9 protein-coding genes, 1 tRNA gene and 2 rRNA genes are annotated in these 11,978 nt (G+C 36.4%); 9 read left to right on the forward strand and 3 right to left on the reverse strand.

Annotated features, from left to right (window positions below):
• From GYV61_RS02955 to GYV61_RS02965, 3 genes are all read left to right on the forward strand, one after another.
• Positions 1-122: ribosomal RNA gene (locus tag GYV61_RS02955) — 23S ribosomal RNA — on the forward strand; the annotation flags it as partial.
• 73 nt (positions 123-195) lie between these two features.
• A 5S ribosomal RNA gene (gene rrf / locus GYV61_RS02960) occupies positions 196-312 on the forward strand.
• Positions 313-322: 10 nt separating this feature from the next.
• A tRNA-Asn gene (locus tag GYV61_RS02965) sits at positions 323-395 on the forward strand.
• 78 nt (positions 396-473) lie between these two features.
• Here the strand turns inward: GYV61_RS02965 and GYV61_RS02970 are convergent.
• Positions 474-1,400, reverse strand: coding sequence for a LysR family transcriptional regulator (locus GYV61_RS02970; protein WP_174794731.1), 927 nt, complete (start codon positions 1,398-1,400; stop codon positions 474-476).
• Positions 1,401-1,518: 118 nt separating this feature from the next.
• On the opposite strand from GYV61_RS02970, the gene GYV61_RS02975 reads away from it, so the two are divergent.
• Positions 1,519-3,399, forward strand: a complete 1,881-nt coding sequence (locus GYV61_RS02975) for a flavocytochrome c (protein WP_174794935.1) — start codon at positions 1,519-1,521, stop codon at positions 3,397-3,399.
• A gap of 42 nt (positions 3,400-3,441) precedes the next feature.
• On the opposite strand, the gene GYV61_RS02980 is transcribed toward GYV61_RS02975, so the two are convergent.
• Positions 3,442-4,281, reverse strand: coding sequence for a triphosphoribosyl-dephospho-CoA synthase (locus GYV61_RS02980; RefSeq protein ID WP_238786741.1), 840 nt, complete (start codon positions 4,279-4,281; stop codon positions 3,442-3,444).
• Between the two features lie 149 nt (positions 4,282-4,430).
• The gene (locus tag GYV61_RS02985; protein WP_046324094.1) at positions 4,431-5,345 is read right to left on the reverse strand and encodes a LysR family transcriptional regulator; all 915 of its coding nucleotides are present in this window, start codon (positions 5,343-5,345) and stop codon (positions 4,431-4,433) included.
• 432 nt (positions 5,346-5,777) lie between these two features.
• Here GYV61_RS02985 and GYV61_RS02990 point away from each other — a divergent pair, with 432 nt between their 5' ends.
• The 5 genes from GYV61_RS02990 (at position 5,778) to GYV61_RS03010 (ending at position 11,817) form a co-directional block, all read left to right on the forward strand.
• Entirely contained in the window at positions 5,778-6,977 is a 1,200-nt protein-coding gene (locus GYV61_RS02990; protein WP_174794732.1) for an MFS transporter, read from the forward strand.
• A 21-nt stretch (positions 6,978-6,998) separates the two neighbouring features.
• A complete protein-coding gene (locus GYV61_RS02995; protein WP_174794733.1) occupies positions 6,999-8,768 on the forward strand; it encodes an FAD-dependent oxidoreductase in 1,770 nt (589 codons plus the stop codon).
• A 40-nt stretch (positions 8,769-8,808) separates the two neighbouring features.
• On the forward strand, positions 8,809-9,723 hold the full coding sequence (locus GYV61_RS03000) for a shikimate dehydrogenase (protein WP_046324097.1): 915 nt from the start codon (positions 8,809-8,811) through the stop codon (positions 9,721-9,723).
• Between the two features lie 15 nt (positions 9,724-9,738).
• Positions 9,739-10,497 (forward strand): type I 3-dehydroquinate dehydratase, encoded by a 759-nt coding sequence (aroD, locus tag GYV61_RS03005; protein WP_174794734.1) that lies wholly within the window; start codon positions 9,739-9,741, stop codon positions 10,495-10,497.
• Between the two features lie 318 nt (positions 10,498-10,815).
• Entirely contained in the window at positions 10,816-11,817 is a 1,002-nt protein-coding gene (locus GYV61_RS03010) for a LacI family DNA-binding transcriptional regulator (RefSeq protein WP_174794735.1), read from the forward strand.
• Positions 11,818-11,978: the final 161 nt, after the last annotated feature.

Raw genomic sequence — 11,978 nt, forward strand, 5'->3', positions numbered from 1 at the left:
AGATGAGATTTCCCATACGTAAGTAGTAAGACACCTCAAAGACTAAGAGGTAGATAGGCTGGGAGTGGAAGAGCCGTGAGGCTTGGAGCGGACCAGTACTAATCAGTCGAGGACTTGACCAAAGCTTGAAGGCAATTAAGGTTTTTTTAGCGGATTATATTTAGTTTTGAGTGTAAAAGCTCACAAGGAAAAAAGTACGGTGGCAAGAGCAAGAAGGAAACACCTGTAACCATGCCGAACACAGCAGTTAAGCTTCTTCACGCCGAGAGTAGTTGGTGGGAGACTGCCTGCGAGGGTAGGACGCTGCCGTGCTTTTTAGTATTCCGGCTTAGCTCAGTTGGTAGAGCGCTTGACTGTTAATCAAGATGTCGTCAGTTCGAGTCTGACAGCCGGAGCGAAGAGAGAAGAGGATCTGGAAAGGTCCTCTTTTTTTGTGCTTAATAATTTAAATACCCTGGATTAATTATTGTGTCCTATTTGATATTAGGTTCAATTTTAAGTTTTTGGAAAGCTGAAATTAAATTCTTTAATCCTGGTTTTAGTTCCTGTCCATGTTTAACTGCAATGAAATATTTAATTTGGATCAAGTTATGATCAACAGGAAGTAGGTTAATAGGTGTCTGTGCCATTCTTTTGATTATGCTGGCTGCAGAAATAGTTAACCCTACACCTTTTATTGCCAAGTTAGTGGCAGTGATAATACTGCTACTTTCTAAAACAATATTAGGCTTGATATGAAATTTTTGAAACGCACCGTTGACTTGGTGACGTATAGCAGAATTAGTTGAACTGACAACAAAAGGTTCTTGCAAAATATCTTTAATGTCATATTCCTGCGGCTCGAGAATAAACCGTCCTTTTTTAAAATACTTTGATCTTGGTGAAATAATAACAAAATAGTTTTCACCACCATTGACATAGAAGTCTAGTCCTTGATTAAGTGATTCAGGAGTTTGACCGAGATAGCAATCTATTTGTTCATGCAATAGATGTGTTTCACTCACCCTGGGAAAGCTTTCCGCTAATTGTATTTTAATATGAGGATTTTCAAACATAAAATTAGGCAGCAGTTCGGGTAATAAAAATGTACCTAGACTTTCTAAAACACCAATTCTAATTACTTCTCTATTAGGTGACACGTATGGTATTAACTGCTCAGTTAGTTTTTGTTTATTGGAAATTTTAGTTTCTAAATAATTGTAATAAATTATTCCGGCTTCTGTTAACTTGAATGGAATTGATTCGCGGTCAATTATCTTAGTTCCCAGTTTCCGCTCTATTCTTTTAATTAGTTGCGTTAAATAAGGCTGTGAAATATATAATTCGCTGGCTGCTCGTGTAAAATTACTTTCTTTTAGTAGGACATCAATAAAATGTAAAACTGTTTCAGGGTCATTCATATTTTACCTCCCATAACAATTTTATTATAATCTTTTTACTTTAAAACTATTTCATTTTGCTAAAAAAAGTTAGTAAAATTTAACTGATAAGTATTTAAAGAAAGGAAGTATATTAATGATGAAACCTGGTACTTACAAAGTTAAGGCTAAAGGTCATGGCTCCAGTTTTATGCCTATGGAAGTGACCCTTTCTGAGGATAAAATCAAAGAAATTGGTATAGATTCAAGTGGTGAAACTGCAGGAGTAGCCGATGAAGTTTTTAAACGTTTGCCAAAGCAAATTATTGCTAGCCAAACTTTAAATGTTGATGCGGTTAGTGGAGCTACTATTTCCAGCCATGGAGTAGTCGATGGTGTGGCTCAGGCAATTAATGAGGCCGGTGGAGACGCACAAGAATGGTTAAACAGGCCAAAACCTCAGACCGCTAATAGTTCAGACGCTGAATACCAAACTGATGTTGTGGTGATCGGTGCCGGCGGGGCTGGTCTTGCTGCAGCCGCCAGAACAATTCAAAACGGTAAAAAAGTAATAGTATTGGAAAAATTCCCTCAAATCGGTGGTAATACTACTAGGGCTGGTGGTCCTTTAAACGCTGCTGAGCCAGAATGGCAAAATAAATTCCAAGCCTTACCTGGTGAAAAAGAAAGCCTGGAAAAATTAGCCGCTACGCCGATTGCTGAAATTGATCCAGAATACCGTGATGATTTTAAAGAATTGCAAAAGCAAATTAAGGCTTATGTGGATTCAGGAGAAAATTATCTTTTTGACTCGGTATTATTACATGAGATACAGACTTATTTAGGTGGCAAAAGAACTGACTTAAATGGTAATGAAATTCACGGTAATTATGCTTTAGTTACTGAACTTGTCAATAACGTACTTGATTCAGTTAAATGGCTAACTGATTTAGGAGTAAAATTTGACCGCTCTGATGTCACTATGCCGGTTGGAGCTCTATGGCGTCGCGGTCATAAGCCGGTTGAACCTATGGGTTATGCATTTATTCATGTTTTAGGTGATTGGATAAAAGATCATGGTGCTACGGTTTTAACTGAAACTAGGGCACAGCATTTAATTATTGAAGACGGTAAAGTTACAGGTGTTGTATCCCAAGGAAACGATGGCAGTAAGGTTACTATTCATGCCCAAAAAGTAATTTTGACTTCTGGCGGCTTTGGTGCAAATACTAAAATGGTACAAAAATACAACACTTACTGGAAGCACATTGATGATGACATTGCTACTACCAATTCACCAGCAATTACTGGTGATGGGATAGCTCTAGGCCAAGAAGCAGGTGCTGATTTAGTAGGTATGGGCTTTATTCAATTAATGCCTGTTTCTGATCCTAAGACCGGTGAATTATTTACCGGTATCCAAACTCCGCCTGAAAACTTTATTATGGTTAATCAAAAGGGTGAACGCTTTGTTAACGAATTTGCAGAGCGTGATACTTTAGCTAAGGCGGCAATTGCTAATGGCACTTTGTTCTACTTAATAGCAGATAAAAAAATAAAGGCTACTGCCTATAATACAACTGAGGAATCACTTGAGGCTCAGGTAAAAGCCGGTACATTATTAAAGGCTGATACTCTTGAAGAACTAGCCGAAAAAGCTGGTATGGATCCTGCTACTTTGGTCAATACTATTAAAAAGTATAATTCATACGTTGATGCTGGTAATGATCCGGAATTTGGTAAAAGTGCATTTAACCTTAAATGTGAAGTTGCCCCATTTTACGCAACGCCTCGTAAGCCAGCTATTCACCATACAATGGGTGGCTTGAAGATTAATCCTAAAGCGCAAGTATTAAATAAAGAGGGCCAGGTTATTGCAGGTCTATACGCTGCTGGCGAGGTTGCTGGCGGCTTGCATGCTGGTAATCGCCTTGGCGGTAATTCATTAGCTGACATCTTTACCTTTGGTAGAATCGCTGCCGATACTGCATGCGGTGAAATTGCACATAATGATGCCGTAACTGGTGCATCTGAAAAATAATATTTTGATTCTAGTAAAAAGGAAGGCGATTTGCCTTCCTTTTTATATATATCCTCTTTCAAAAGCAACAAAAATGGTGACAATTAGTAAATCTGCACAACCGCCTAAGCTGTAATTATGTACTAAGCACTCTTTACTTAATTTTTGCAATTGCTTTTTCCCAGCTGCAGCAGCATAGCCACCAAGATCTAAATATTTTGTTGCTTCTTGGTGGAGCCATTTAACTACATCATAATTTCCGGCCCGTTTAATTAGGTTACTGTCAACCGCTACTGTAGCTATTTTCATTAATGTGTCCAGAAGCCTGGTTTGAACAGTCCCAGTACTGCTTTTTAAAAAAGGCAGGGCCACTTCTCTGACTATGGGGTAGCCCTGCTCTGCCTGTGCTCTTGCTCCGCCTATCTTATATTTAACAAATTCTTGTTCACCAGCTGTTTGTAATTCATTATTTTGAACTAAATCACGCTGTACAAGCCCTTTACACATCTTGGTAATAGTAAGAAACAGTTCGGTCTTGTTTGTCATACTATAACTTTCGGCACAAACAAAAATTCCTAATGCAAAAATTGCTCCTTTATGGGTATTAGCACCATGGGTAGCAGTAAACATTTCTTTTTCAGCAGTGATGCCTCTTTGCCTTAATTGCTGAAACATTTGGGTTAAGTCAGTTGAGTGAAAAGTCTGGCCAATTTTAACAGCAGTGGCAAAATACGATTCTAAACTGATAGAGCTGTCAATAAAAGTATAAATATCCATGTCGGGATGTGGGCCTGGGCTCCCAGGATCTACCAGACCAGGTTTGGGTTCAGTAACAACTTCATACAAAAGCGAGCGTAAAGCGTTTTGGGTAATTGAATTAGTCATATTATAGGTTTGATTCATTGGTTAATTAATTCTTTGACAACTTGTTGAACGATTCTAATAATTTTTATGTTATAACTCTTTGCCATAATATCAGTATATCCTATTTCAAGACCCCGCTACCATACATTTATTAATTTCTGATAGATGTCAGTTTTACTTTTTATATTTTAGTTGACAGGAATGTTATCAACAATTTTTTGAATATCTGGTTTATGACTTTTAAGAAAGTCAATGAAATCAACAGTTCCTGGTGAAAAATTTTGGCTGGAATCATAAACTAAATAAACCTGACGGGTATTTTTAGGTAAATCCAGTTTTATAATGTGAATATCGAAACCACTCAGATAAATAGTTTTGGCAACGATGCCGACAATGTCATTGGTCAGTACTTGTCCTGCAATTGCTAATTCATCATGTAGTCTATTTGTGATATTTAGATCAGATGCAGTCGCCAATAAAGCATTAGTTATGTCTTTACCAATCTGAATTTTTTTAGAGTAGGTAATAATTGACTCGCCTTGTAATTCTGCAGGCGTAATTTCTGTTATTTTAGCCAGGTTGTTTTCTTTTGAAACGATAGCAATAATTTCTTCAGTGTAAAGGGGAATATAAGTAAAATAACTAAATTCAGGTACAAATGAGGAAATTCCAATATCATACCAACCATTTTTAATACCTTCGCAAATTTGATATGAAGGATTATCGTGGTAGATGAAGTGAGGGGAAATATTACTTTCTTGTTGATATTGCTTAGTTAAGTGGGGCAATATAGTTCCAATTGCTGTAGGTATACCGGCAATATGGATATTGCCCTGATCCTGACTGATACGCTGCTCAATCTGCTTTTTACCACGATCTAAAGTATTTAAAGATTTGGTTACAGTATCATAAAAAATTCGCCCATATTCAGTTAATTGCACATAACGTCCATTATGGTTAAACAGTTTGCATTGGAGCTCATTTTCCAGTTGCTTAATCGATATCGAGAGGGTAGGTTGACTGATGAACAAATTGTCTGCTGCTTTTGTGTATTGTTTTTGGTCTGCCAATTCACGAAAATAATAAAGTTGATTTAGATTCATGATGTCACCTCAAAATTATTTTTATATTCAATATTAATATTAATAATTACTATACTTAGTTTGATAAAGCCTTTACAAAATTTATTTATATTGTTATTGCTGAAATTAATATTCATACGTTATCGTTAATTTTACTATGTTTTGACGCTTTTAACTAATGAGTCTTTTTTATTATTGGCAACTATTTACGGCTAAACTTTACATTTTTGTTTCCTTTATCTGACTGCTGCAAAAGAATTAATTGACATAATTCAAAATGAGCCTAAAAATTAATACTCTGAAATTATGAAAATGAAAAATATTGTTGTAGTAGCGCTTTTAATTATAGTTATTTTTTATAATTTAGTAATCAGAAATAATTATTCATATCCGTTTTAATAGGATATATTTATTTCTGAATTATCAGCAGTCTTAATTTTGAAAGGTAAAGCTATGAAAAAAGGGAAAAGTTATAGTGGCGTTGCTGCCTCAGTTTATACCCATTTTGCAGTTGTGGGGGCAGCTACCTTATTTATTAGTCAATACAGAGAAATATTGGCCCATTCTTGGAATGCCAGTGCGACCCAAGTTTCACTTGTAATTGCAATGGTGGGCTTGGGTAGAATTTTTACAATTTTATTTGCTGGTGCTATTTCAGATAAGATTGGTCGTAAAAGGGCCTTGTTAATTGCATTGCTTAGTGACGCAATTTTTCTTCTTGGTGCTGCTTTTGCAAACAATATTTGGATAGCGGGGTTAGCAGCAATGTTTTTCGGTGCAACCAATTCATTTGGCGATACAGCCGGTTATCCTGCACTTGCAGATGCTTTTCCAGATAAAACAGCCACAATGAACTCGTTTGTTAAAGCCGCAATGCAAGTCATGCAAATGTTATTTCCATTTTGCGTAAAAATAATTAAAAACCCTAAGATTACAGCGTTAATATTAGTCATTATTATTTTACTGGATGTTGTATTTACAATGAAAACAGCTTTTGCCCCACAAGCTGAGGCAAAAGAGGCTCCTGCAGAAGAAAAAAGCCAAGAAACTGGTATTAGTGAGCAGAATCAGCCTAAGTTGGCTGTTGATGGCTTAATGATCATTGGTTTAGGTTTTACAATTTGTTTTACATTCTATATTTTTTCTCTTTATGCTCCCTACTATGGGCAGTATGTGTTAAATGAGTCCGCTGCTAACGCCAATCAGCTTGTATCATGGTATTCGATTGCTTCCTTAATATCTGTGTTTGTGACCTCAGCTTTAGTAACTAGGGTAAAAAGATTGAATTTAATTATGGTATATTCAGCTATTACTGCCCTTGGCCTGCTGTTTATGGTCTTAAAACCGTCCCTGCTAGCTGGTGAAATAGGTTCTTTAGCTGTCGGTTTCTTTACTGCAGGGGGAGTCTGGCAAGTTGCACTTTCCGTTTTGACTTCTTATTTTCCCCAAAGTCACGGAAAAATTACTTCATACTACAGTTTTGCGCCAGCCGTGGTTTATTTTGTAGCACCACTTATAGCTGCGTTTGTATTAAAGGCCAATGCTGCAAGTACATTGATGGTATTTTGGATAACTACAGTGATAACGATCATTTCGGTGGTTCTATGTGTTGTCTTGATTAGTCGTAGTAAAAACTTCAATATCAAAAATTAATATAAAGTAGAAGGTGAATTTATGTCAGAAAAAACAATTAAAGCAACAGCAGAAGGCAGAAATGGTCAAATCGACTTTGATATTAAAGTTGAAGATAATCAAATTACAGATATCAATGTGACTAAAACTGCCGAAACCCCGGGTATCTTCAACCAGGTTGTGGGTAAATTAAAAGAGAATATTATTAATAATCAAAGTTTCGCTGTTGACGCTATTTCCGGTGCTTCGATTATGACACAAGCTATGCTTGACTCTGGTAAAAAGGCCTTAAAAGCAAATGGTGTAAATATTGCTTCTCAGCCTAGCAATCAGTCACATCAAGATGTAACCTATGATGTGGATGTAGCCGTAATTGGTTCGGGGATGGCAGGCTTAATGGCTGCCTCTCGGGCATTATCAATGGGTAAAAATGTTCTTTTACTTGAAAAAAATGGCTATCTCGGTGGAGCTACAATTTTAAATGGTTCAAACGTAGTTGGCACTGGTTCAAAATTAGCAGCTACTTTATTTGGTGAGCAAGCAAAAAAAGATTCTCCGCAGTTCTTGGTTCAAGATATTGCCCGAGAATGCCGGGGGACAAACTATCCATTACTTTCAGATTTACTAGCGCAAAATATTGGTAAAGCAGTTGATTTTATTACTGAATTTGCAGATCTAACCTATCAGAAAGCTGAAACACAAACTATTGAACATTCTGTTAACCGCCAAATTGAAATGCCAACGGAAAGTTCTTATGAATTAATAGCTAAAGTGGCAAGTGCTTTTACCAAAAAGGGTGGCAAAATTTTACTGGAAACTCGGGTGGAACACCTGAATAAAAATGAACAGGACCAGCTCGTCTCATTAGTTGCTGAGGGTAAGCACGAAACAGTTACCGTAAACTTTAAGTCCTTAATTATGGCAGCTGGAGGCTGGGGCGCGCGTGATTACCGGCAGCACAAGACCAACATCCCTTATTATGGTCCAATGACTTCAACTGGTGATTATTTTGATTTTGCTAAAAATATGAATTTAGCTTCCCGCAATCTTGACTGGTATAAAGTTTACCCCCATGGTTTAGAAGTTGAGCCTGGTATTGCCAAATTAACCACCTATTCAACTAAAGAAGCGACGGACATGGGTGCTATTTTTGTTAATACTAGTGGTAAGCGAATTGTAAATGAATCTGCCCCATACACTCACTTTAGGAATGCCATTGCTGAACAAAAGGATAAAATTGCTTTTGTAGTGATGGATGAAAGAACATGGAACAGATTTTATGAACTGTTACTTAAATATGGTTTTAGCAAAGATGAAGTTCAAGGCTTCTTTGATCTTGACGGCAAAAAGAGTCCGATTTTAGTTAGCGGAGACCTGCAGACTGTAGCTCAAAAAGCTGGCATTAATTATGACAACCTAAAGAAGACTTTAACTGACTATGAAAAATATGTAACTTCAGGTAATGATCCTGAGTTTGGTCGTCCTTCCCAGTTTATGCATAAATATGAAGGCGATACCTACTTTGTGATTGAGCAGAAATTACGTTTTTGTACTACCCTTGGTGGTTATGAAACTAATCAGCGTATGCAACTTTTAGACCAAGATTTAAAAGCGTTAGACAATTTCTATGCCGCCGGAGAGATTGTTGGCGGTGCTAACGGTCATGATTCAATGCCAAGTATGATGAATTCTTGGTCTTATGCTTCAGGTTTTGTGGCCGGAACAGAGGCTGCTGATAATGCCAATTATCAAAAATTTGAAAAGACTGCACCTGATCCAACTGATGCAGTGTCTGGTGCTTCTAAAAATTAGTATAGAATAATTATTTTAAATTTAATAAAGGAGAAAAATGATGACTAATAAAATTACTGGTGTTAATGGTCCTATTACTGGCTGGCTTGATGGTCATACCTACTTAATTGGGTTGATGGCTTATCCTATTCGGCATTCAATGTCACCAACAATGCACAATAATGCGTTTGCTAAGCTGGGCTTGAATTACACCTATCTTTGTTTTGAAGTTGGCAACGATAAATTAAAAGGCGCAGTTGACGCTATTCGCACGTTAGATATGCGTGGTTCCAACGTTTCGATGCCTAATAAAAAAGAGGTCATTCAATACCTCGATAAATTATCACCTGCTGCTAAAATGTGCGATGCTGTTAATACTATTGTGAACGATCATGGCGTTTTGACAGGCTACACCACTGATGGTATCGGTTTTGTGCAATCACTTAAAGATGAAGGCTTTGATATTAAAGGTAAGATTATGACCTTAACTGGTGCAGGTGGTGCTGCAACACCGATAGCGGTTCAGTCAGCTTTAGATGGTGCTAAGGAAATTAGAATGTTTAACATTAGAGATAAAAATTGGCCTCAAGCTGAAAAGACTGTTAAAACTATTCGTGAAAACACTGACTGCAAGGTTTCTCTGACTGAATTATCTGATCAGGAAGCATTCAAACAATCAATTGCAGAAAGTGATATTTACTGCGATGCAACTAGCATCGGAATGAAGCCGTTTGAAGATAAGACATTAGTTTCAGATCCATCATGGTTCCATCAGGATATGGTAGTATTTGACACGGTTTATTCTCCAAGAACTACTAAGTTAATGAGAGTGGCACAAGAGGCCGGAGTTAAGCATGTCTATGATGGTATCGGCATGATGATTGATCAAGGTGCAGCATCATTTAAGCTATGGACAGGTAAAGAGATGCCAACCGATTATATCCGTGAGATTATATTTTCAGACGACAACGATTAGTTGAGGGATTAACTAATGGCTACTGTAAGGATTAGAAATACTGTTTTAGGTGCAGGGCTGCCCAAAATTGCCGTCCCTAATGTCGGAACAAGCACAGAAGAAATTTTGACTGCAGCTGAAAAGATTAAGTCTGCCAAACCTGATTTAATGGAATGGCGGATTGATTATTATGCTGCAGGAGTTAATGACTTTGCCAAGCTAAATACTACTGCCAAGAAATTGCGGCAGGAAGTGGGTGAGCTGCCTATTTTGGTTACCTTTCGCACTAAAAATGAAGGTGGGGTCTGCAGTCTGGCTGAAGACGAATATTTAAATTTAATAGAATATGTCGTTACTAATAGGCTGGGTGATGCAGTTGATATAGAACTTTTTCATGATGAAAAAAGAGTAAAGTCTTTAGTAAACTTAGCTCATGACTACAATGTCGTAGTAATTATGAGTAACCATGACTTTGAAAAGGTGCCAGCTAAAGATGTTATTGAATTTCGTTTACGAAAAATGGCTCAACTTGGTGCAGACGTCCCTAAATTAGCCTGCATGCCTCATAGTGCCTCTGACGTTTTAACTCTTTTAGCAGCAACGACAGAAATGAATGCAGAAATTTCTAACCCCTTGATTACTATGGCTATGGGCGATATTGGTAAAGTTACCAGAGTAGCCGGTCAAGTTTTCGGTTCTAGTTTATCCTTTGGTGCAGTTGGCCAAACTTCGGCACCCGGTCAATTGTCAATTGCAGATTTGCGGAATGCGGAAAAGTATTTGGCAGTGGATTAAAATTAATATAATAATAGTATTAAAAAGCTAACTTTATATACTGATAAAGTTAGCTTTTTGTGTACAAATTTTATTTTGAATAGTAAAAATTGAAATAACTAAGACGGTTTATATAATAAGATTTTTTATTTTATTTTATATGTAACTAGGTAATATTATAATGTCTATTTTTTGTGAGACAGTACAAGAGTACAATTATCAAGAGAAGTAATTTGAAAGCATATTCAAACTTTAAATGATAAAATGTTTAGAGCAAAAGAATACTATTTTATTGTAAATCATTAAACTTTTAAAATAAATGTAAGGAGAGATCATCAGTTGGCTACAATTCGTGATGTTGCGAAAGAAGCAGGTGTGTCTTTAGGTACTGTTTCGCGCTATTTGAATGGATATACTCTAAAAAAAACAAATATGGATAAAATTGCTGCAGCTATTAAGAAACTTGGTTTCAAGCAAAATTATTTAGCAAAGGGCTTAAAAACAAAGAAAAGTCATGCAATAGGTGTTGTGGTAAATGCTTTAACAGATATTTTTGCTGCATCCATAGTCACTTCTTTAGAGGACTTTTTGGAAAAGAATAACTATGAGTTAATAATTGCTGATTATAAAAACAATATAAAATTGCTAAACGAAAAGCTTAAATTTCTGTACTCAAGAAATGTAGATGGCATCGTTCTTTTTCATGTTGAACAAGCAGTGCCCATATTAAAAGAATTCCGGAAGAAAAAAATCCCAGTAGTAGCTGTTGATACTCCCATATCTGGGTTTGAGTGCGATACGGTACTGCTGGATAATTATCATGCTTCAGTTGAAGCTGTCAAATCCCTCTATGAAATAGGTCACAGACAAATTGGCATTATTTCGGGTGGCCAACAAGGGTATGTTGGCTCTGAAAGATTGCGCGGTTATGTTGCTGCAATGAAAAAATACGGTATTTTTGATCGCGAGTTAATAGTAGGTGGAAGTTCATTTAAAGATTCAAGCTATGATGCTACTTTAGATTTACTTAAAAATAATCACCAAATAACCGCACTATATTCTACAAATTATTATATGACAATAGGAGCTATTCAAGCAATAAATGAGTTGAATCTCAGAATTCCTGTGGATATTTCATTTATTGGCTTTGATGACTATGATATTTCTACAGTAATAAAACCCCAGTTAACCGTTGTAGCACAGCCAGTCGCAAAAATCGGCCGAGAAATCGGGAAAATAATTATACAAAAAATTACTAATCCGGCTGACTTAAACTACCAAACCAAGTTTTTTAAAGCCAAAATTGTTTGGCGAGATTCTGTCATAAATAAAAACTTTTAAGAAAGCGATTGCAATTAATTTCTAAAAGTAATATTATTATTGTGTAATTGAACCGGTTCAATTATTAAAAGCTTTTTATTGTTTAGATACATTTAGGGTTCATTTTCGTAATATATATTATTCTGCTTTAGTGAACATTATATTTTATTATAAAAATGAAC

It is taken from the genome of Lactobacillus melliventris, assembly GCF_013346935.1.
Lineage (GTDB): Bacteria > Bacillota > Bacilli > Lactobacillales > Lactobacillaceae > Lactobacillus.

Excerpts from the sequence above, each read along its gene's own strand:
- GYV61_RS02970 (WP_174794731.1), bottom strand. The coding sequence starts at position 1,400 with ATGAATGACCCTGAAACAGTTTTACATTTTATTGATGTCCTACTAAAA.
- aroD (WP_174794734.1), top strand. The coding sequence starts at position 9,739 with ATGGCTACTGTAAGGATTAGAAATACTGTTTTAGGTGCAGGGCTGCCC.
- GYV61_RS03000 (WP_046324097.1), top strand. The coding sequence starts at position 8,809 with ATGACTAATAAAATTACTGGTGTTAATGGTCCTATTACTGGCTGGCTT.
- GYV61_RS02980 (WP_238786741.1), bottom strand. The coding sequence starts at position 4,281 with ATGAATCAAACCTATAATATGACTAATTCAATTACCCAAAACGCTTTA.
- GYV61_RS02990 (WP_174794732.1), top strand. The coding sequence starts at position 5,778 with ATGAAAAAAGGGAAAAGTTATAGTGGCGTTGCTGCCTCAGTTTATACC.
- GYV61_RS02985 (WP_046324094.1), bottom strand. The coding sequence starts at position 5,345 with ATGAATCTAAATCAACTTTATTATTTTCGTGAATTGGCAGACCAAAAA.
- GYV61_RS02995 (WP_174794733.1), top strand. The coding sequence starts at position 6,999 with ATGTCAGAAAAAACAATTAAAGCAACAGCAGAAGGCAGAAATGGTCAA.
- GYV61_RS02975 (WP_174794935.1), top strand. The coding sequence starts at position 1,519 with ATGAAACCTGGTACTTACAAAGTTAAGGCTAAAGGTCATGGCTCCAGT.